The sequence below is a fragment of the Frankia umida genome (genome assembly GCF_023242945.1).
GTDB classification, from domain to species: domain Bacteria; phylum Actinomycetota; class Actinomycetes; order Frankiales; family Frankiaceae; genus Frankia; species Frankia umida.
Map to the genome: position 1 here is coordinate 23777 of NZ_JALKFT010000028.1, position 20197 is coordinate 43973.

The window sequence follows — 20197 nt, forward strand, 5'->3', positions numbered from 1 at the left end:
CCGGTACAAGCGGCAGTTATCTCCCAACTACGCTGTGATCGCATTCCGGGCAGGGACAGGCTGGATCGGGAGAATCCCGCACCGGCCGTGCCGGGGAGACGGGGGAGATGCGGGCATCCTCACTCGCGTCGGGGTCGGCACCACCGACTCCGAGACCAACATCGACATCGACCCCACCGCCGCCGCCGCGGCCGGCCGGCGACCGTCGGCGGGGCGTCTCGGCGACAGCCGGGGCGGCGAGGGCACTGGCCGGCAGATGGCCGTGGTCGCCGGCGGCGGGCCTGGTGGCGCTGCTGTGCGTGGCGTCGTTCACCGCGAGTCTGGTGCTGCAGTCGACGCTGCTGCGGTACGGCTCCGGCGACGCCGACGAAGCCGCCTACGTGCTGCAGGCCAGGATGCTGGCGCACGGCCGGCTCACCCTGGACGCCGCCACGATGGAGCCGTTCTTTCGCCCGTGGCTGACCGGCGAGCGCGACGGCCACCTGTTCACCAAGTACCTGCCGGGCTGGCCGGCGCTGCTGGCCCTGTCCCAGCTGCTGTTCGGCACCATGATCGTCGCACCGGCCGCGGTCGCCGCCGGCTGGGTCGCCAGCACCTACCTGCTGGCCCGTGAACTGCTCGACGACGCGGCCAGCGCCGTGCTGGCAGCCGGGATACTCGCGGCGAGCCCGCTGGTACTGCTGCACACGGCGCTGCCCCTGGCCTACGCCTGCGGTGCCGCGACCCTGACCGCCGCCGCGGCCGGGTTGCTGCGCGGGGCGCGCACCGGAAGCCGGGGCGCGCTGGTCGCCGGGGGCGCCGCCGGCGGGTTCGCGTTGCTGCTGCGCCCCTACGACGCGGTTCTGATGCTCGCCGCGGTGGTGGTGTTCGCGCTGGTCCGGCTGCGTCGAACGCCCCGGGTGGCGGTGCGGCGCACCGGCTGGGCGCTGCTCGGGGTCGCACCGTTCGTCGTGCTCCTGCTCGCCTACTGCGCCTGGGTGACGGGGTCACCGGTGCGGATGCCGCTGTCGGCCTCCGACCCGCTGGACCGGTTCGGTTTCGGCCCTCGGCGCATCCTGCCGAGCGAGCCGACGTTCGCCTACGGGCGGCGCCTGGCCGTGCGGGCCACCTGGCAGACACTCACCGCCGCGCCCGGCTGGCTGTTCGGCGGACCGTTGCTGGTGGTGTCCGCCGCCGTCGGGGTGCTCGTGCGGCCGCGGCGGGCGCAGCGCCTGCTGCTGGTCGCGATGGCCGCGCTGGTCGTCGCCGGCTACCTGTTCTGGTGGGGGACGGCGTTCGCGCTGCCGGGCGTCCGCGACGGTATCGGCCCGCACTACCATCTCGGCGCGGTCACCCCGGTGGTCATCCTCGCCGCGGACGGGGCCCGCCGGCTGTGGGCGCTGGCAGCCCGCGCCCTGGCCCGTGGCCTGAGCGCCTCGCCCGTGCGGCGGATGCCCCCGGCCTGGCGCGGGATGCCGCTGGCCCGAACGGGGCAGACGCTGATCGCGGTGGGCACGGTGGCGGTGGCCGTCCTGCTGACGCTGGGGCCGCTTCCCCCGAAGCTCGCCGGCCAGCGCTGGGTCAACGACCACGACGCGCTGCTGCGCGCACTGCTGCCCGAGCGGTTTCCCGGGCCCGCCGTGGTCGTGGTCACCCCGGACCGGCCCAGCCGCTACACCCAGGTGCCCTACCACGTTCTGCGCAACGACCCGCAGCTGCACGACCGGGTCCTGTACGCCGCCGACCTCGGTCCGCGCACCGCCACCCTCGGCGACCGGATGCCCGGACGCGACCTCTACCGGCTGCGGCCGGCGGAGATCGTCGACCCGGCGGCGTTCGCCAGCTACGTCGGCTCCTTCACCGCTCTGCGCCAGATCCACGGTGGACGACTGCGCCTGGACGTCACGCTGCCCCCGACCGGACCAGCCCTGCCCCGACCGGACCAGCCGAGCCAACCAGGCCAGCCGAGCCAACCAGGCCAGCCGGGTGCGTCGGTGTACGTGCGGGTGGGATCGACGGCGGCGGGGGCCCGCGACACCGTCGTGCACGCGGGCCACGGCGCGGCCCCGGTGCTGTCGGTGGTACTCACCACCGGCCCGGCCGGCCCCGGGGAGATCACGGTGAACGACGACCTGCCCCTGGACGTCGTCGTCGGGCTCAGCGTGCCCGGCCCCGACGGCACGGCCGCCTGGGAGGAGCGTCTCCCGCTGGCCCGCCGCGCCGGCACCGGTGCGCTGAGCATGCTCGCTCCCGGAACGGGCTGGCGCTGGGTGCCCCCACGGGCGAAGGAGGGCTGGCTGCCCGCGCGGGTGGCCCAGGCCCTCACCGTCACCGTCACCGCGGTGGCATCCGACATCCCCTGAACGAGCCATGGGTGCGATCCCCCCTTGCGGCCGGTTTCGCCGTGATCGGCGTCACTGGAGGCACCACCAACGGTGGGCCAGACCACATCGCGCGGTCGGGCCCGCCCGGGTGATGGCCGGCGGCGGCAGGTGGGCGGCGGCCCGCCGGTGCGCGGCTGTGCGCCTCCGGCGGGGTCCGCCGGTCCGCCACGGACATCCGCGATGAGCTGCGGCGCGGCAGCGTGTCCGGGACGGCGTGCCCGCACCTGGCGCCGCCCGGCGAGGGGCCGCCGCGCAGGCCGTCACGGCCGCGGCTGGGACCGGTGGGCCTCCTGCACCGGGACCCTCGGACTGTCTACGGCCCAGCCCATAGGGGCCCATACCGGACGAAAACGGGACCGGTCCCCGCCTAACGTTGATCGTTGTGCGGGTCCTTCGGGCGGCTACGGCCGCGATCGTGATTGTTGCCGGACTGCTGTCCGCCGGGTGCGCCGCAGACACGGGCGGGCCGCTCTCCGAACGCGCCCTGCCGGCGAACCGGGTCGCGGCCACCGCGGCCGAACCCACGTCGTCTCCCGAACCCGCCGACGCCGCCACCCACGTCGACGCGTCCACCCCGGCCGCGGCGGCGGACAGGACCACCTCGACCGCCGCGGCGACACCCGACCGGGCCACGGCGCAGGACCAGCCCCGGTCGGCCAGTCGGCCCTGGTCGGTCGGCGAGTCCCAGCCGGCCGGTGACTCTGGGCCAGCTGGCGAGTCCGGGCCGGCCGACGGGTCGGGGTCGGGCGGGTCGGTGCACACGCCGATCGCCGCCAGGCAACGGCCGGAGGCCACCGAACCCGGCGCGGTCACGACGCCGGCGGGATCGCCGATGCCCGGCGGTCCCACGATGCCCGGCGGATACGTCGGCGCGGGCGCGGCCGGCCCGCAGGGGACCGGGGCCTCCGGGACGCCGGTGCCGTCCCCGGCACCATCACCGTCCCCGGCGCCGGCGCCGGCGAACTGTGGGTCGGCCAGGGTGCGCACCGTCGAGGACGCGCTGCGCCTGGTGACCGAACCGGCGGGTTGCCCGGGTGGCGTCAACACCTTCTGGCAGGAGCAGCTCGGGAAGGCGTGGACCACCCCGAAGATCATCTCCTATCACAACGGGCAGGCCCCGGACGACGAGTGCGGCCGGCAGGCCGACCCGGACCAGTTCGCCGACAACGCCCTCTACTGCACGCTGGACGACACCGTCGCCTACAGCATCGAGTTCATGAACGACCTGGCGGGCGCCGGCGGCCCCAGTTACCCGCTGTTCGTCCTGATGCACGAACTGTCCCACCGCGGCGACCGGATCGGGAAGAACCTCGGGGTCGTCCCCCGGGCGGAGGAGAACCAGGCCGACTGCTTCGCCGGCCGACAGACCGCCGCCGCGCGCGAGGCCGGGCTGCTCGAGATGTCGGACGCGCTCAGCGGCGCGATGCTGTTCTTCTCCCTGGGTGACACCCGCGGCGGCTGGTTCAACCAGGAGCCGGCGACCGCCCCCGACGCGCACGGCAGCCCCACCCAACGCGCCCAGGCGTTCAGCTCCGGCTATCTGCGCGACAACGCCGCCTGCCTGCGGATCGGCCAGTCCGAGACCGGCGACGTCTGACCCGCGCCTGACGGCACAACGGACCGGGCCCCGCCCCCGGCCGTCCGCACTGGCGGACGGTTCGGGGGACGGGGCCCGGTCATGACGCGAGCGTGCGATCCGTGGGTCAGGGAGCCTGGAAACCGGCCTTGGTCAGCACCGCCTGCGCGGTGGGAGAGGTGATGTAGGTCACGAACGCCGTGGCGCCCGCGGCGTTCCTGCCGCCCTTGAGCGTGGTGATCGGGTAGTCGTTGATCGCCTTCGCCGACTCGGGGAACTCGATGCCCTTCACCTTGCCGCCCGCGGCGAGGGCGTCCGTGCGGTAGACCAGCGCGGCGTCGACCTCACCAAGGGTGACCTTGGACAGGGCGGCCTTCACGTCCTGCTCGAGGGTGACCGGAGTGATGGTGACTCCGGCGGCGGTCAGGGCCTTCTTCGCGGCCGCGCCACAGGGCACCGCATCCGCGCACAGGGCGACCTTCACCCCGGGCTTGACCAGGTCAGGCAGGTCGGTGATGCCCTTGGGGTTGGCCGCCGGCACCGCGATGACCAGCTGGTTGCGCACGAAGACCTTCGGCGCCGCGGTGTTCTGCCCGGCGTCGGTGACGGTCTTCATGGTGGCCGCGCTCGCCGCGGCGAACACGTCCGCCGGAGCACCGGCGTTGATCTGCGTGGCCAGCGTCGAGCTGCCACCGAAGGAGAACTTCACGGTGGAGCCGGGGTTGGCGGTCTCGAACTGCTTGCCGAGCTCGGTGAACGTCCCGGTCAGCGACGCCGCCGCGAACACCGTCACGGTGCCGGTGACGCCACTGGAAGAGGCGCTGGCCGACGGCGTCGTGGTGGCCGCCGTCGCTCCGTCACTGCCGCTGCTGCCGCACCCGGCGACCAGAAGGCCGGCGCTGGCCATGACCGCGAACGCCGTCCTCATCCTGCTGAATCTCACGTGGTCCCGTTCCTTCGCCCATGACGGATCGCCCCCACCCCAGGGCGCGGTCGACCGTCGCACTGAAAAAATCCATGGTCTGTGGACGGTCGGCCGGCCCGAACCCGCTCAGGATGACGGGCACCCCGAGGCGTTCGAGTCGGTCCACGGCGACACCGTCGTCACCCCGATCGCCGGCCCGACCGACAGTCGTCGGCCGGCTCCCCCCGCTCGCATCTGCGGATGCCCCCCTGGGTGGAGCTCCTTGGATACGAAACTTGTCGCATGATAGTGCCGCATCTGAGTAACCGAAAGGTGGGGGTGCTGTGACGCGTCCGTCGACGCGTGCCACCGGGGGCCCGAGTGACCTGGACCGACGGCCGCGGCGGACGGTCCGTGACGCATTCGCCAGGACCGGCGAACAGTGCACGGCGGATCGCGCCCGGCCCGGCACCTACCATGTCGAGATGGCCGCGGTGAACAGTGAGCAGCGCACCGGGCAGCGGGCGCCGGGCTGGTGGGGCAGTGACAGCGCGCTGCTGGACGACGAGGAGGCCCGCCGGCGCCTGGTCGAGGCCACCCTGCGCTGCCTGGTGCAACGCCGCGACGGCCGTATCCGGGTGGAGGAGGTCGCCCTGGAGGCCGGCGTGTCCCGCTCGACGGTCTACCGCTACTTCCGCGGCCGCGACGACCTCATCCTCGCCGTCCTGCTCGGCCGGATCGAGACCACGATGGCCACCGTGCTGGGGTGTCTGCCGCGGCGTGACGACGCGTCGGACTCCCTGTGCGAGATCTTCCTCGGCGTCGTCACGCAGATCAACAGCGACGCTCCCGACGAGGCGATCTTCGCGGAGGGCAGCCGGGTCATCGCCGAGTCCCTGCGGGAGGGCGGCGGGCCGATCGTCGACGCCGTCACCGGCCACCTCGAGCCCCACCTGCGGCGATGGCAGGCCGACGGGCAGCTCTACCCCGACCTCGACCTGCGCGAGACCGTCCTGTGGCTGATCACCGCTGGCGGCGTCGCGGCCCGGCCGCCCTGGTCCACCTGGTCGCCGGCCAGGCGACGGCGGTTCGTCGCCCAGCACGTCATCCGCGCCCTCGTCACCCCCCGCTGATCCACTGGTCCGCTGGTCCGTCCAGACGTGGGGACGCGGGGGGTGCATCCGTCCCGTGGTGCAGTTGTCGCGGCTGGTGGCGCGGCTCGGCATAGTCGGGGACACGGAACGAGTGCCACGAGCGGCACCCGCCCCACCCACGCGAAGGGACGCCGCGATGAGCCGGGACGTCGTTGTCATCACGGGAACGGGCGGGATGGGGCTTGCCATCGCCCGCCGACTCGCCTCGGGCCGCACCCTGCTGCTCGCCGACCGTAACGAGTCGGCCCTGCACGCCCTCGCGCAGGACCTCCGTGGCCAGGGCCATCAGGTCGTCACCCGGACCATCGACGTCACCGACCGCGCGTCGATGGCCGCGCTCGCCGCCACCGCCACCGACCTCGGCCGGCCCACGCATCTCGTGCACACCGCCGGGGTGTCGCCGACCCAGGGTGATCCGGCGACGATCCTACGGGTCGACCTGTACGGGGTCGCCCTGTTCCTCGACGAGTTCGAACCGGTCGTCGGCCCCGGCGCGGCCGGCCTCGTCGTCGCCAGCACCGGCGGGCACCTCATCGCGGCGCTGCCCCCCGCGCACCAGCGGGCCGTGGCCACCACCCCGAGCGACGACCTGCTCGACCTGGACGTCCTGGCGCCCGCGGCGATGCGCGACTCGGCCCGTGCCTACGCCGTCGCCAAGCAGGCGACCCTCATCCGGGTTCGCGCCGCCGCCCTGGCCTGGGGCCGCCGCGGCGCCCGACTCAACACGATCAGCCCCGGGGTCATCCTCACCCCGATGGGCGCCGCGGAACTCGCCGGCACCTGGGGCGCCAGCATGGCCGCGCTGACCGAGGCGGCCCCCGCCGGCCGGGTCGGCACCCCCGACGACGTGGCCGACGCCGCCCTGTTCCTGCTCAGCGACCAGGCCCGTTTCGTCACCGGCACCGACCTGCTGGTGGACGGCGGTAGCGTCGCCCTCGCCCAGGCCCAGGCCGGCTGACCCCCGTCCCGCCCCGCCCCGGCGACCGGCACCCGGCGACCGGCGACACGCACTACCCCGAGTGGCCGGCCGTCGCGCGTTGGACGCTCGCGACCATGTCGGGGTAGCGGCGCGTGCGCGCACCACCATCGACGCCGTACAGCGAGCCGGAGACGAACGACGACTCGTCGGAGGCGAGAAAGTACACCACGTTCGCGATCTCGTGGGCCTCGGCGTAGCGACCCAACGGCGCGTTCTCGACGAACTCGTCGACGATGCCGGGCATCTGCCAGGCCGGGGTGGTCATCGAGGTCCGCACCAGCCCGGGGGCGATCGCGTTCACCCGCACGTTGTACGGCCCGAGTTCCATCGCCGCGACCTCGGTGAGCGCCACCACCCCGGCCTTCGCCGCGCAGTAGGCGGCCACCCCCCGACCGGGCTGGACCGCGTTCAGGCTCGCGACCACCACGATCGACCCGCCGCGCCCGGCGGCCCGCAGCGCCTGCCCGCCGTGCTTGACGGTCAGGAACGTGCCGGTGAGGCTCACGTTCAGGACGCGCTGCCAGTCCGCCAGCGGATGATCGGCGACTTCGGACAGGAAGCCGATGCCCGCGCTCGCGACCACGACATCCAACCCGCCGAAGGTCGCCGTGGCCCGCTCGACCGCCCCGGCCACGTCCGCCTCGACCGTGATGTCGCAGCGCACACCCACGAAGGACGCGGACCCGAGCTCCTGCTCGAGCGCGGCGAGCCCGGCCTCGTCGATGTCGGCACCGATGACCTTCCCACCCTCGGCGACGAACCGGCGGGCGCACGCCGCCCCGATACCACTCGCCGCACCGGTCACCACCGCTGTCCAGTCACTGCGCGCAACACCCATCGCCGAATCCTCCGCCCCTTCGCGCCCATCCATCCACAGGTCGGCCTGTTTCGGGCCCTCGTCCGGACGCTAGTGGAAATCGTCCCCACTCGTTGAGCGCGCGCGGGTCCCGGTGAAAGACTTGAGGTGCGGGTGGTGTGCTCGGTGGGCGACGAAGGGGTGGGCATGGCGGTCTCAGGTGTGGGCGTATGGAGTGCGCAGCTGCACTACGGGGACGCGGCGCGGGCCGCGGAGGCGGCCGCCGAGCTCGAACAGCTCGGCTACCAGGCCCTGTGGATTCCGGACATGGGCGGCGGCACCCTGTTCGACGCCGCCGAGCGTCTGCTCGCCGCCACCAGCCGGGTGACGGTCGCCAGTGGCGTGCTCAGTCTGTGGAACTTCGAGGTCGCCGACGTCGTCCGCGGTCGCGCGGCACTCGAAGCCGCCTACCCGGGCCGTTTCCTGCTCGGTATCGGTGTCAGTCACGCCATCGCCGTCGACCACGGTGACCCCGGCCGGTACCGACGTCCCGTCGCCGCGATGGAAGCCTTCCTGGACGCGCTCGACGCCGCCGAACCCGCGGTCCCCGCGGCCAACCGGGTCCTCGCCGCGCTGGGTCCGCGGATGCTCGGCGTCGCCGCGAAACGCTCCGCGGGTGTCCACAGCTACCTGGTCACCCCCCAGCACACCGCGGCCGCCCGCGAGGCCGTCGGCGCGGGCCCGCTGCTCCTGCCGGAGCAGACGGTGATCCTGTGCGCGGACGCCGACGAGGCCCACGAGATCGGCGGCCGGTGGCTGCGCGGCTACCTCTCCCTGCCGAACTACGCCAACAGCCTGATCCGGCTCGGTTTCACCGCCGAGGAGGTCGCCGAGGTCAGCGACCGGGTCTTCGACGCCATGATCGCCTGGGGGGACGAGGAGGCGATCGCCCGCCGCGTCCGCGAACATCGCGACGCCGGCGCCGACCACGTCACCCTGCAGGTCCTCACCGCCGACCAGCAGGCCTTCCCCCTCACCGAATGGCGCCGCCTGGCTCCCGCCGTCGTCTGACCGCCGTGCGCTGACCCGCGGTGGCGCGACAGCCGCCGGGGACATCGTCATCACATGGGCCCGACCGTACGATCCGGGGCATGCGGGTGCTGGTGGTCGAGGACGACGAGCGGACCGCCGCGTTGCTGCGCCGGGGCCTGGTCGAGGAGGGCTACGCCGTCGACCTGGCGGCGGAGGGTCCCGAGGCGGTCTGGCGAGGCTGCGAGGTCGACTACGACGCGATCGTGCTCGACCTGATGCTGCCCGGCCTCGACGGCTTCGAGGTGTGCGCCCAGCTGCGCGCCCGGGGCCGCTGGGCGCCGGTGCTCATGCTCACCGCCCGCGTCGATGTCGACGACCGCATCCGCGGCCTGGACGCCGGGGCCGACGACTACCTGCCCAAACCGTTCAGCTTCGGCGAGCTGACCGCACGGCTGCGGGCGCTGGTCCGCCGCGGCGCCGACCAGCGCCCGGTCATCCTCACCGCCGCGGCGGTGCGGCTCGACCCGGCCGCCCACCGGGTGTGGCGACACGGCGAGCCGGTGGATCTCTCGGCGAAGGAGTTCGCGCTGCTGCACCTGCTGCTGCGCCACCCCGAGCAGGTCCTCACCCGCACCTTCATCATCGACCACGTCTGGGACGACGCGTTCGACGCCACCTCGAACGTCGTCGACCAGTACGTCCGCTACCTGCGCCGCAAGCTCGACGATCCGGGCGCCCCCTCGCTGGTGGAGACCATCCGCGGCGTCGGTTACCGCCTGCACATCCCCCCGGCCACCGGCCCGGACACCCCCTCGGGCCCGGGCCCGGGCACCGCTTCGGCGTCGGAGTAGGCGCGGCGTGCCGCTTCGGGTCCGCCTGACCGCCCTGTTCGTCCTCGGCACGGCCCTCGCCCTGTTCCTCGCCGGCATCCTGTTCTACCTGCTGCTGCGGGCGAACCTGCGGGACGCGGTCGACTCGGACCTGCGCACCCGGGCGGACGTCCTCGCCGCCCGCACCACCGACCGCTACCCCGCGGTCACCACCGCGACCACACCGGGCTCGACCACACCGGGCTCGACCACACCGGGCTCGACCGCGCTGCTCGCCGGCGCGGGCCCGATCGCGCAGATCCTGGGACCGGACGGCCTCGTCCTGGCGGCCACGGCCGACGCCGGCCAGACCCCCCTGCTGGACGCCCGCACCCTGGCCACGGCCCGCACCCGGGCCCTGCTGACCACCGTCCGATCCCGCCCGGGGATGGAACCGGACGGCCGTCTCCGCCTGGCCACCGAGCCGGTCACCGTGCCTGGCACAGGCTCGGCCGCTACCACCGGGTCGGCTGCCGGCGGGTCGTTGGTCGCGGTGGTCGGAACGTCCACCCTGTACAGCGACCGGGCCGAGGATCGGGTCCGCAACGTCATGGTTGTCGCGACGGCGCCGCTGGTCGCGCTGTCCGGGCTGGCCGCCTGGCTGCTGTCCGGCGCGGCGTTGCGTCCGGTCGAACGGATGCGACGTGATGCCGCCGCGCTCGCCGCCGCCGAGGACCGCGCCAGGACCCCCGGCCCGCCCGCACCACCCGGCCCGCCCGTGCCGGCTGGTCCCTCCGGTGCCCTGGCGCTCGCCGTACCGGCCACTCGCGACGAGATCGCGGCCCTTGCCCGGACCATGAACGACCTGCTCGCCCGGCTGCACGCCGCCCGCGCCCGCGACCGCGCGTTCATCGCCGACGCCGGCCACGAACTGCGCACGCCCCTGACCGTGCTACGCGCCGAACTCGAACTCGCCGCCCGCCCCGGACGCAGCATCACGCAACTGCGCGCGGCGATCTTCGCTGCCGCAGAGGAGACCGAACGACTCATCCGCCTGGCCGAATCCCTGCTCACCCTGGCCCGGATGGACGGTGGTCACCTGCGCCGCGCACCAGTCGCCCTCGACGAGATCGTCCTGCGCGCCACCCAGGCCGCCGCCGGACTCGCCACCTCCCGCGACGTGCACCTCACGATCATCCAGGAACCACCCGTCCAGGTTTCGTCCGGACCGTTGGTCGAGGGCGACCCCGACCTGCTGCGCCAGTGCGTCGACAACCTGCTCACCAACGCCCTACGCCACGCCCCGGCCGCCAGCATCGTCGATCTGACCATCGGGCCCACCACCCGGTCGGGCCAGGCCGGCGTGCGACTGACCGTCCGCGACCGGGGGCCGGGCTTCCCGGGGACGTTCCTCCCGCACGCCTTCGAACGGTTCCGCCGGGCCGACGCCGCCCGCGGCCGCAACGACGGCGGCACCGGACTCGGCCTGGCCATCGTCGCGGCGATCATCGCCGCCCACGGCGGATCGGTGACGGCCGCCAACCATCCCGAGGGCGGCGCCGTCCTGACGATCTGGCTTCCCCGCGAGGGGACCCGGGTCGCCGCCGCGGGAGCCGGCGGCCGCGCCGGGGGAGCCGCACGTCCGGTCAGGGGCGTTGATCGCGACGCAGGGGATGATCGCTGGGAATCTCCACGATGACGATGGGGACGCCGTCCGGGTCCGCGAGCCACATCTCGTCCAGCCCCCACGGCTCCCGCCGCGGCGCACGCGTGATCGCCACCCCGGCCTCCACCAGCCGTCGATGCTCGCCCGCCAGGTCACGGACCTGCAACCACAGACCTGGCCACCGCGCGCCGTCGTCCCGGCCGTCGTCCCGGCCGTCGTCGCGGTTTCGTCCGGCGACCTCCAGCAGGCCCTGGCCGAGGAAGTACACGACGCCAGGCTCGTCCGGCGGGCCGAACTCGCGGTACACCGCGAGCCCGAGGATCCGCCCGTAGAAGTCGTGACTGCGTGCCGGGTCGACCGGCCTGATCAGAATGCGGCTACCGAGAACCTCCATCCCCGCAGTCTCACCGCCGGCCGCCTGCGCCGCCCGCCATCCGCGTGTGGAGGTGACGGGTGGGGGAGGATGCTCGGCATGCCGGATCATCCACGCCCGCAGGGGCCGCCTGACCTGCCTGACCCGGACGGCCTGCCCGACCCGGACGGGCCAGCACGTCAGACGCCCGCGGTGGCCGTACCCACCTCCGAGGTGCCCACGTCCCACGAAGGTGCGGCCGAGGCAACCGAGGCGGCCGAGGGGGAGATGTCGGTTCCGGTCGAGGCGCGGGCGGCCGGGGTGGGCGGGGGCGCGCGGGGGACGGGGCGGCTACGGGAGTGGTTGCTGTCAGGGTCCGAGCAGGCGACCCAGCACGCGGGGCCGCACGCCCAGCCGGCGGCCGAGCAACGGCTGCATCCGTGGTGGCGGGTGATGTGCCTGACCGGCGTCGACTACTTCTCCACGCTGGGATACCAGCCGGGTATCGCGGCGCTGGCGGCCGGTGCGGTGAGTCCGATCGCGACCGCGGTGCTGGTGCTGGTCACGTTGGCGGGGGCGTTGCCGGTGTACCGGCGGGTGGCGAAGGACAGCCCGCACGGCGAGGGGTCGATCGCCATGCTGGAGAAGGAGCTGTCCTGGTGGAAGGGCAAGATCCTGGTTCTGGTGCTGCTGGGGTTCGCGTGCACCGACTTCCTGATCACGATCACGCTGTCGGCCGCCGACGCCACGGCGCACATCCTGGAGAACCCGTACGCGCCGCACGCGCTCGAGGGGCATCAGGTGATCGTCACGCTGGTGCTGCTGACGCTGCTCGCCGCGGTGTTCCTGATCGGCTTCACCGAGGCGGTCGGGATCGCGGTCGTGCTGGTCGTGATCTACCTGGGGTTGAACGCGGTCGTCGTCGCCGACGCGCTGGCGAAGATCGTCACGCATCCGCACCTGTTCGACGACTGGCACGCGCTGCTGGTCCAGGAGCATCCGGACCCGTTGGCGCTGATCGGCTTCGCGCTGATCGTGTTCCCGAAGCTCGCGCTCGGCCTGTCCGGTTTCGAGACGGGTGTGGCGGTGATGCCCCTGGTGCGCGGGGACGCGGGTGACACCGAGCGGCGTCCGACCGGACGCATCCGCGGTGCCCGCACCCTGCTCACCGTCGCGGCACTGATCATGGCCGTGTACCTGATCACGTCCAGTCTCGCGACGACGTTGCTCATCCCCGAGCGTGCGTTCGAACCGGGCGGCGAGGCCAACGGGCGGGCCCTGGCCTATCTGGCCCACGAGCAGCTCGGGGCGGCCTTCGGCACCGTCTACGACGTCTCGACGATTCTGATCCTCTGGTTCGCCGGCGCCTCGGCCCTGGCGGGACTGCTCAACCTCGTCCCGCGCTACCTGCCCCGGTACGGGATGGCGCCGCACTGGGCGCGCGCCGTGCGACCGCTGGTCCTGGTGTTCACCGCGATCGGCTTCGCCGTCACCGTGATCTTCGGTGCGAGCGTCGACAAGCAGGGCGGCGCGTATGCCACCGGGGTGCTGGTGCTGATCACGTCCGCTTCGCTGGCGGTGACGCTCGCGACGCTGCGGCGCGGGCAGCGCCGGTCCGCGGTCGCCTTCGGTGTGATCGCCGCGGTGTTCGTCTACACCACCATCGCCAACATCATCGAACGTCCGGACGGCCTGATCATCGGTTCGATCTTCATCATCGCGATCCTGCTGGTGTCGTTCGTCTCCCGGGCGCTGCGCGCGTTCGAACTGCGGGTCACCGGCGTCCGCCTGGACGACACCACCGTCGCCTGGGTCCGCGAGGCCGCCGCCACCGGCGGACTGCACCTGGTCGCCAACGAACTGGACGTCGGGGACGCGGCCGAATACGCCGACAAGGCGCGCAAGGCCCGTCGGGAGCTCTACGTCCCCGAGGCCGTGCCGCTGCTGTTCCTCGAGGTGAGCGTGCCCGACTCGTCCGACTTCGAAGGCGAACTGGACGTCCACGCTGTCGATCGCTCGGGCTACCGGGTGCTGTGCGCGACCAGCACCTCGGTGCCCAACGCGATCGCCGCGCTGCTGCTGCACCTGCGCGACACCGCCGGGGTGCGCCCGCACGTCTACTTTGAATGGACCGAGGGCAACCCCATCCTCAACTTCCTGCGGTTCCTGTTCTTCGGTGCCGGGGAGGTCGCCACCGTGACCCGCGAGGTGCTGCGTGAAGCCGAACCCGATCCTGCCCGACGCCCCTTCGTCCACGTCGCGTGACGCCGCCCCGCCGCGTGACGCCGTCCCCTCGGGTGGTGTGACCGTGGTCGCGTGACGTCGGCCGTGTCGTCGTCGGAGGTGCCTGGGCGGGCGCAGCGGTGGCGTCGCACGCATGACGCGCTGTCGGCGGCGGCGATCAGCCTGTTCCTCGAGCGCGGCTTCGACCAGGTGTCGGTCGCCGAGGTCGCGGCCGCCGCGCGGGTCACCAAACCGACCCTGTTCGCCCACTTCCCGGCGAAGGAGGACCTCGTCCTGCACCGCATCGTCGACCATCGCGGCGAGGCGGCCCGGGTGGTGGCGCACCGGGGCGACGCGAGGACACCCCTGGACGCGCTCGAAGCCCACCTGCGCGCCGGCCTGGACCGCCACGAACCGGTGACCGGCCTGAACGACATCCCCGAGGTCCTCGCCTTCCACGGCATGGTCTTCGGCACGCCGAGCCTGCTGGGACGGGTCGCCCGCTACGCCGACGCCGACGAACGCGCCCTGGCCGCCGCGCTCGTCGAGGCGTGCCCCGACGCGGGTGAGCTCACCGCCCGGCTGGCCGCGGCCCAGATCGTCGTCGTGCACCGGGTCCTGGCCCGGGAGAACTGGACGTACCTGTCCACCGGCACCTCGGTCACCGCCCGTCACCCCGCCGCCGTCACCGCCGCGGTGAGTGCCTTCGCCGGCCTCCGCCGCGCCTTCCCCGACTACGCCTGACCCACACCCCGCTGCGTTCGGTAAACTTTACCGGGTAAAAGTCTGAGGGGGTGGACGGTGCCGGACGCAACAGCCATGCCGACCGTCGGCGGCGCCGACCTGGCCCAGCCGAACGACCTGGCCCAGCCGAACGACCTGGCCCAGCCGAACGACGCACCGTTGGACGACCCCGCGGCCGCGGCGGCTCTGGCCGCGGACCTGGCCGCCGAGCGCGACTATCTGGAACGCGGTCGCCGGGCCCTGCACGGCATGCGCCTGGAGGCCGAGCACACAAAGACGGCCGAGGGCGATCCCGTCGGCGACAAGGCCACCAACGCGTTCCTGCGCCAGGCCCGCCGACGTCGGATCGCGAGCCTCGCCGAAGGCGGCGACAGCACCCCACTGTTCTTCGCCCGCCTGGACTACGCCCCCTCCCCACCCGCGGCCCCCTCCCCACCCGCGGCCCCCTCCCCACCCGCGGCCCCCTCCCCACCCGCGGCCCCACTCCCACCCGCGCCGCCGCCTCGCGACCCGGCCTCATCCCGCGACCTGGCCCGGATGGGGCAGGGGGCGGGCCCTGCCCCCGGGCGGCGGTTCTACCTGGGACGGCGCTACGTCCGCGAGGCGGCCGGTGACGATCCGCTGGTCGTGGACTGGCGAGCGGACATCGCCCGGCCCTTCTACCGAGCGCATCGTGGTGATCCGATGGGTGTGTGGTCCCGGCGTCGGTTCGGCTACGACCACGGGCGGCTCACCGCCTTCGAGGACGAACGTCTCCACCCCGCCGCCGAGGCCGCGGCGGGCCTGGCCCGTCCGGGGGAGCCGGCCCGTCCGGGGGAGCCGGCCGATCCGGGAGCCGTGCTCAGAGCGGGGGGACTGGCGGCACGGGAGATCGAGCGGCCGCGGACGGGCCCGATGCGCGACATCGTGGCGACCATCGACCCGGAGCAGGACGAGATCGTCCGGGCCGCGCTCGAGGTCAGCCTGTGCGTGCAGGGCGCCCCGGGGACCGGTAAGACAGCCGTCGGTCTGCACCGGGCGGCCTATCTGCTGTTCGCGCACCGGGAACGCCTGGCCCGCACGGGGGTGCTGGTCGTGGGGCCCAACCGGGCGTTCCTGGAGTACATCGCCGCGGTGCTCCCGGCCCTCGGGGAGAACACGGTGCGCCACCTCAGCGTCGACGAACTGGTCGACGCGACCGATGGCGGCGTCGGCGAGCGCGCTGCCTTTCGCGAGGAGCCGGTGGCCGCCGCGACACTCAAGGGTGACCCGCGGCTGGCCGCCGTACTCCGGGCCGCGCTGCTGGGTGGGCTGCGCCCCCCGACCGGACCCGTCACGGTCATCACCCGGGCGGGACGCTGGACCGTCGGCGAACAGGAGTTCGCCGACCTGTTCGCCGACGTCGAGGCCGCCCACCGGGCCGGCACCGTGCGCTACGCCCCCGCCCGGGCGCGCGTCGCCGGACAGCTCGCGAACCTGGTGCGCCGTCGGGCCGAGCTGTCCGGTCACTTCCTCACCGACGGGGCGCTGCGCACCCTGGCCGCAAGCCGGTCGATCCGGGACGCGGTGGAGACCGTCTGGCCGGCGATCGACGGCCCGGGTCTGGTCCGTCGGCTGCTCACCGACGCGGATCTGCTGGCCCGATCGGCCCAGGGCCTGCTTGACCCGTCCGACCAGGCCCTGCTGCTGGCCGCCGCACCGCCGGGGCCGGCGCGGCGGCCACGATGGTCGGCCGCCGAGGCGTTCCTCGTGGATGAGACCCGTGACCTGCTCGAAGGCACCGGGGGAGTCGGGCATCTGATCGTCGACGAGGCGCAGGACCTCTCCCCGATGCAGTGCCGGGCGATCGCTCGCCGCAGCGTCGACGGTTCCCTCACCGTCCTGGGAGACCTCGCCCAGGGCACGACGCCATGGGCCGCCACCTCCTGGCCGGCCCAACTGGGCCATCTCGGACGCGGCGACGCGCAGCTCGAGGTGCTCACCCGTGGATACCGGGTGCCGGCGGAGATCCTGGCCTTCGCCAACCGGCTGCTGGCCGGCATCGCCCCCGGCCTGCCCCCGGCCACCTCGGTGCGGACCGCCCCCGGATCACTGGCCATCCACGCCCTCGAGAACACGACCGCCACGGTGGACGCGGTCGCCACAGTGGACGCGGTCGCCACAGTGGATGCGGTGGCCGCCGCCGTGCGGACCGCGCTCGGCCAGGAAGGATCACTGGCGGTGATCGTCGCGGACGCCGACCTCGCCGTCCTCGGTCCGGCGCTGGCGGCCACCGGCCTGGAGCTGGCCAGCCTCGAGGATCCCCCGAGCAGCCGCACCGGCCGGGGAACGCTGGTGCCGGCATCCCTGGCCAAGGGATTGGAGTTCGATCATGTGGTCGTGGTGGAGCCGGCCGCGATCGTCGCCGCCGAAGCCGTCCGGGTACTGGGGGAACGCCGCCTGTATGTGGCATTGACGCGTGCGGTCAGCGCCCTGACAGTTGTCCATTCCCGGCCACTACCTGCGGCGTTGCGTGCGCTGGCGGGGGGCCCGTCCACGGGTGTGGCATGACCGGGCCGGCCCGATCTGGCCAGACGCTGTGTGGGCGGCGCGGACGTAGGTGAAAATGGCGAGGTGGCAGAGGTGGCAGTGGAAAGAAACGTCCTGGGTGGCGAGCTGGAGCCGTGCGGCATCGACCCGCTGACCGGGTTCTACCGCGACGGGTGCTGCAGCACCGGACCGGATGACCTGGGCAGTCACACCGTGTGTGCGGTCGTGACGACGGAGTTCCTGCGCCACCAGCGGCAGGTCGGCAACGACCTGTCCACCCCCCGTCCGGAATACGCCTTCCCGGGCCTGCGTCCCGGCGACCGCTGGTGCGTCGTCGCGGTGCGATGGCTGCAGGCCTACCACGCCGGTGTCGCCGCGCCGGTGGTGCTCGCGTCCACCCACGAACGGGCCCTGGAGGTCATCCCGCTCGACGCACTGCGCGCCCACGCCGTCGACGTCCCCGCCGACCCGCGTTCCCTGGGCTGATCCCGCCCCGGTGACGCCCCCGCCGTCCGGGACAGGGAGGGCGGGGGCGGGCCGCCGGCCAGGGGGAACCGTGCGGGTGGACGGTGGCTAGTCGATGACGTCGGGTTCGTCGCCGATGATCCGCCAGTCGTCGTAGGGCAGGCCGGTGAGCTCCTCCAACCTCGCGATGTCCTCGAGGAAGTAGGGCAGCACGGCGCGCCGCTGCGCGGGGGTGAGCTTCGGTCGACCGCCGGACTGGCGCTGCAACGCGCTCAGCAACGGTCCGCGCACCGTCTGGCGCACCGGTACCGGGAAGCGTGCCCCGATCCGTCCGCCGGTGCGCAACGCGGCCCGCAGCACCGCGTTCACCGGGGTGTCGGCGACGTAGGGCGTCACGTTCTCCGAGGGCACGGCCGACAGGCGTCCCGTGGCCACCCCGAGGAAGGCGCACACCTCGTCCAGCGTCCGCTCGGGGGAGTCGCGCAGGTCGCGGTAACGCAGCACCAGCACCTGCTCGCGGGGGAACAGGCCGTACAGGTGGGCGAGCTGCTCGCCGTAGAGTCCGAGTGAGACGTAGTGCCAGAAGTCCGCCCAGCCGGCGTCGCGGCGGGCCCCCTCCAACGCGCAGGCCCGCACGAAGTCCCGCTCGGACTCCAGCCCCGCCGCCCACAGATGCGTCCAGTTCGAGTGCGCCCGGTCGACCGGGTTACGCAGCAGCACCACCAGCCGGGCCTTGGGCACCAGCCGGCGGATGCGGTTCTGCGCGTCCAGGTCGTACAGGTAGAACGGGGTGGCCTCGCCGCGCAGCGTGTCGGTCGGCGCGGGGTCGAACAGGGCCTCGTAGTCCCGCTGCCGCCAGAGGTGTTCCTGGTAGGTCTGCGCGTCACCGGGGCCACCGCGGGCCGGTGGCGGTCCGGAGCTCAGGAAGAACTTCGGCTCCTTCACCGACGGCAGGAACAGCTCCGGGTGACGGGTCAGCGCGGCGTGCAGGGCGGTCGTGCCCGCCTTGGGCACACCGATCACGAGAAAGTCGGGCAGGGCCATCTGCGGACTCCGGGTGGGGACGAGGAGACGACGGACGTGACACCGCGACAGCGACGTGGCGTGTCGCTTCGCTGGCAGCAGGCATAACCGGCTAAGTCGACCGGTGAACTCAGGATGGTAGCGTCGCCCGGCGGGCCGCGGAGCGTCCTTGCCGACACAACGTCCCTACGGCAACGGTAAGGTTGCCAGATGGCAACAGTCGGGCAGCAATCCACCACATCGAACCTGGTGACGGACCCGTCGGCTCCCGACACGGGCGTTTCGAGAGCCCCGGCGGCCGGGCTCGACCCGGCCATCGCCGCGGTGGCGGGCACGGTTGCCCTGCCCGGTCATCGTCCCGGTGTGACCGTCGCGCGGGCACCGGGATCCGAGCCCGGCTTCTGGGCCGGTGCCCCCAGCGCCCTGCTCGCGGACGGCGTGTACTACCTGGCCTACCGGCTGCGTCGCCCGATCGGGTCCGGCCGGGGCTTCGGCGTGGTGCTCGCCCGCTCCACCGACGGCGAGCGGTTCACCGAGTTCGCCGTCATCCCCCGTGAACCGTTCGGCGCCGAGAGCCTCGAACGCCCCGCCCTCGTGCGCACCCCCGAGGGCCGCTTCCGCCTCTACGTCAGCTGCGCCGCCCAGGGCGGCCCCCACTGGTGGGTGGACCTGCTCGAAGCCGACACACCCGAGGAGTTCGACCCGTCCACCCGGCGGACCGTCCTCGCCGGGGACCCGGCCACCCTCGCCGTGAAGGACCCGGTCGTCACCTGGCTCGACGGCCGCTGGCAGTTGTGGGCCTCCTGCCATCCCCTCGAGGACCCGAACGCCACCGACCGGATGGACAGCCGCCACGCCACCAGCGACGACGGCGTCCACTGGACGTTCACCGGCACCGCCCTGTCCCCCCGCCCCGGCCACTGGGACGCCCGCGGCGTGCGGATCACCGCCGTCCTCACCGACGGCCCCCAGCCCGTCGCCTACTACGACGGACGCGCCACCGCCGCACAGAACTGGGCCGAACGCACCGGTCTCGCCGTCGGCACCACCCCCGAGCGCTTCCACGCCCTCGGTACCGCACCCGCCGCGTCCGCCACCGTCGGCGATGGTGCCCTGCGCTACGTCACCGTCCTCACCCTGCCGGACGGCGCCCGCCGCCTCTACTACGAGATCGCCCTGCCCGGCGGCGCCCACGAACTGCGCACCGAACTGCACCCCGCGCCCACACATCCCACCGCGTAACCTCCCGCGGCGCCCCTCCCCGGTTTCGCACCGTAGGCGGCACCTCGACCGTCGGCCATGGCCGGACGGGATCGCGGTCGTTCGCCCCTGCGGCATGCCCGGAAACAGGGGTTCGCCGCGTCCGGGTCCGTGCCCGCGGCCCCTCCGCCACGGCCGGAAACATGCGCGACAGCCCGGATGGATGACCGGAGGGCGTGGGGGGCGGGGGTGAGGGTGCCAGCGGGCACCGAGGTGGTGGGCGGTACGGGGGGAGGAGGTCCACCCCCGGTAGGGCTGTGACCTGCACGGACGCAGACGGGGGCGGGGGTGCGCCGGTGGGGGCGGCGTTGACCTTCGAAAGTTACGGGACGTTCACTGTGCC

16 protein-coding genes are annotated in these 20197 nt (G+C 73.7%); 12 read left to right on the top strand and 4 right to left on the bottom strand.

Annotated features, from left to right (window positions below):
- The first annotated feature begins 284 nt into the window (after nucleotides 1-284).
- Together MXD59_RS20810 and MXD59_RS20815 are read left to right on the top strand one after the other, a co-directional pair.
- Nucleotides 285-2342: a DUF6541 family protein gene (locus tag MXD59_RS20810; RefSeq protein WP_248826309.1), complete on the top strand. Its 2058-nt coding sequence runs from the start codon at nucleotides 285-287 to the stop codon at nucleotides 2340-2342.
- A 436-nt stretch (nucleotides 2343-2778) separates the two neighbouring features.
- The gene (locus MXD59_RS20815; RefSeq protein ID WP_248826310.1) at nucleotides 2779-3960 is read left to right on the top strand and encodes a neutral zinc metallopeptidase; all 1182 of its coding nucleotides are present in this window, start codon (nucleotides 2779-2781) and stop codon (nucleotides 3958-3960) included.
- Between the two features lie 106 nt (nucleotides 3961-4066).
- Here the strand turns inward: MXD59_RS20815 and modA are convergent, their stop codons facing one another.
- Entirely contained in the window at nucleotides 4067-4867 is an 801-nt protein-coding gene (gene modA, locus MXD59_RS20820) for a molybdate ABC transporter substrate-binding protein (RefSeq protein ID WP_248814187.1), read from the bottom strand.
- A 461-nt stretch (nucleotides 4868-5328) separates the two neighbouring features.
- On the opposite strand from modA, the gene MXD59_RS20825 reads away from it, so the two are divergent.
- Complete coding sequence (locus MXD59_RS20825) at nucleotides 5329-5976, top strand: TetR/AcrR family transcriptional regulator (RefSeq protein ID WP_248814186.1); 648 nt, start codon at nucleotides 5329-5331, stop codon at nucleotides 5974-5976.
- 157 nt (nucleotides 5977-6133) lie between these two features.
- Complete coding sequence (locus MXD59_RS20830) at nucleotides 6134-6955, top strand: SDR family oxidoreductase (protein WP_248814184.1); 822 nt, start codon at nucleotides 6134-6136, stop codon at nucleotides 6953-6955.
- 52 nt (nucleotides 6956-7007) lie between these two features.
- On the opposite strand, the gene MXD59_RS20835 is transcribed toward MXD59_RS20830, so the two are convergent.
- A complete protein-coding gene (locus tag MXD59_RS20835; RefSeq protein ID WP_248826311.1) occupies nucleotides 7008-7814 on the bottom strand; it encodes an SDR family NAD(P)-dependent oxidoreductase in 807 nt (268 codons plus the stop codon).
- Between the two features lie 165 nt (nucleotides 7815-7979).
- On the opposite strand from MXD59_RS20835, the gene MXD59_RS20840 reads away from it, so the two are divergent.
- The 3 genes from MXD59_RS20840 (at nucleotide 7980) to MXD59_RS20850 (ending at nucleotide 11312) form a co-directional block, all read left to right on the top strand.
- Nucleotides 7980-8843, top strand: a complete 864-nt coding sequence (locus MXD59_RS20840) for a TIGR03620 family F420-dependent LLM class oxidoreductase (protein ID WP_248826312.1) — start codon at nucleotides 7980-7982, stop codon at nucleotides 8841-8843.
- An 80-nt stretch (nucleotides 8844-8923) separates the two neighbouring features.
- Nucleotides 8924-9655, top strand: coding sequence for a response regulator transcription factor (locus tag MXD59_RS20845; protein ID WP_248826313.1), 732 nt, complete (start codon nucleotides 8924-8926; stop codon nucleotides 9653-9655).
- 7 nt (nucleotides 9656-9662) lie between these two features.
- Entirely contained in the window at nucleotides 9663-11312 is a 1650-nt protein-coding gene (locus tag MXD59_RS20850; RefSeq protein ID WP_248826314.1) for a sensor histidine kinase, read from the top strand.
- Here MXD59_RS20850 and MXD59_RS20855 read toward each other — a convergent pair.
- A complete protein-coding gene (locus MXD59_RS20855) occupies nucleotides 11260-11673 on the bottom strand; it encodes a VOC family protein (protein ID WP_248826315.1) in 414 nt (137 codons plus the stop codon). The two genes, MXD59_RS20850 and MXD59_RS20855, sit on opposite strands and share 53 nt — an antisense overlap.
- Before the next feature lie 78 nt (nucleotides 11674-11751).
- On the opposite strand from MXD59_RS20855, the gene MXD59_RS20860 reads away from it, so the two are divergent.
- From MXD59_RS20860 to MXD59_RS20875, 4 genes are all read left to right on the top strand, one after another.
- A complete protein-coding gene (locus MXD59_RS20860) occupies nucleotides 11752-13896 on the top strand; it encodes an APC family permease (RefSeq protein WP_504858362.1) in 2145 nt (714 codons plus the stop codon).
- Between the two features lie 51 nt (nucleotides 13897-13947).
- Complete coding sequence (locus MXD59_RS20865) at nucleotides 13948-14598, top strand: TetR/AcrR family transcriptional regulator (RefSeq protein ID WP_248826316.1); 651 nt, start codon at nucleotides 13948-13950, stop codon at nucleotides 14596-14598.
- Between the two features lie 57 nt (nucleotides 14599-14655).
- Nucleotides 14656-17127, top strand: a complete 2472-nt coding sequence (locus MXD59_RS20870; RefSeq protein ID WP_248826317.1) for a HelD family protein — start codon at nucleotides 14656-14658, stop codon at nucleotides 17125-17127.
- 63 nt (nucleotides 17128-17190) lie between these two features.
- The gene (locus tag MXD59_RS20875) at nucleotides 17191-17592 is read left to right on the top strand and encodes a DUF2237 domain-containing protein (RefSeq protein WP_248826318.1); all 402 of its coding nucleotides are present in this window, start codon (nucleotides 17191-17193) and stop codon (nucleotides 17590-17592) included.
- Nucleotides 17593-17679: 87 nt separating this feature from the next.
- Here MXD59_RS20875 and MXD59_RS20880 read toward each other — a convergent pair whose 3' ends face one another.
- Entirely contained in the window at nucleotides 17680-18615 is a 936-nt protein-coding gene (locus tag MXD59_RS20880) for a sulfotransferase family protein (protein ID WP_248826319.1), read from the bottom strand.
- Between the two features lie 189 nt (nucleotides 18616-18804).
- Here MXD59_RS20880 and MXD59_RS20885 point away from each other — a divergent pair, with 189 nt between their 5' ends.
- Nucleotides 18805-19836 carry a glycoside hydrolase family protein gene (locus MXD59_RS20885; RefSeq protein WP_248826320.1) on the top strand — a complete coding sequence of 344 codons (1032 nt, stop codon included), beginning with the start codon at nucleotides 18805-18807 and terminating at the stop codon, nucleotides 19834-19836.
- The last annotated feature ends 361 nt before the right edge of the window (nucleotides 19837-20197 follow it).

What these genes read in the sequence shown, in the direction of transcription:
- modA (WP_248814187.1), bottom strand. Translation starts at nt 4,867, where the DNA reads ATGAGGACGGCGTTCGCGGTCATGGCCAGCGCCGGCCTTCTGGTCGCC.
- MXD59_RS20825 (WP_248814186.1), top strand. Translation starts at nt 5,329, where the DNA reads ATGGCCGCGGTGAACAGTGAGCAGCGCACCGGGCAGCGGGCGCCGGGC.
- MXD59_RS20830 (WP_248814184.1), top strand. Translation starts at nt 6,134, where the DNA reads ATGAGCCGGGACGTCGTTGTCATCACGGGAACGGGCGGGATGGGGCTT.
- MXD59_RS20835 (WP_248826311.1), bottom strand. Translation starts at nt 7,814, where the DNA reads ATGGGTGTTGCGCGCAGTGACTGGACAGCGGTGGTGACCGGTGCGGCG.
- MXD59_RS20840 (WP_248826312.1), top strand. Translation starts at nt 7,980, where the DNA reads ATGGCGGTCTCAGGTGTGGGCGTATGGAGTGCGCAGCTGCACTACGGG.
- MXD59_RS20845 (WP_248826313.1), top strand. Translation starts at nt 8,924, where the DNA reads ATGCGGGTGCTGGTGGTCGAGGACGACGAGCGGACCGCCGCGTTGCTG.
- MXD59_RS20855 (WP_248826315.1), bottom strand. Translation starts at nt 11,673, where the DNA reads ATGGAGGTTCTCGGTAGCCGCATTCTGATCAGGCCGGTCGACCCGGCA.
- MXD59_RS20860 (WP_504858362.1), top strand. Translation starts at nt 11,752, where the DNA reads ATGCCGGATCATCCACGCCCGCAGGGGCCGCCTGACCTGCCTGACCCG.
- MXD59_RS20880 (WP_248826319.1), bottom strand. Translation starts at nt 18,615, where the DNA reads ATGGCCCTGCCCGACTTTCTCGTGATCGGTGTGCCCAAGGCGGGCACG.
- MXD59_RS20885 (WP_248826320.1), top strand. Translation starts at nt 18,805, where the DNA reads ATGGCAACAGTCGGGCAGCAATCCACCACATCGAACCTGGTGACGGAC.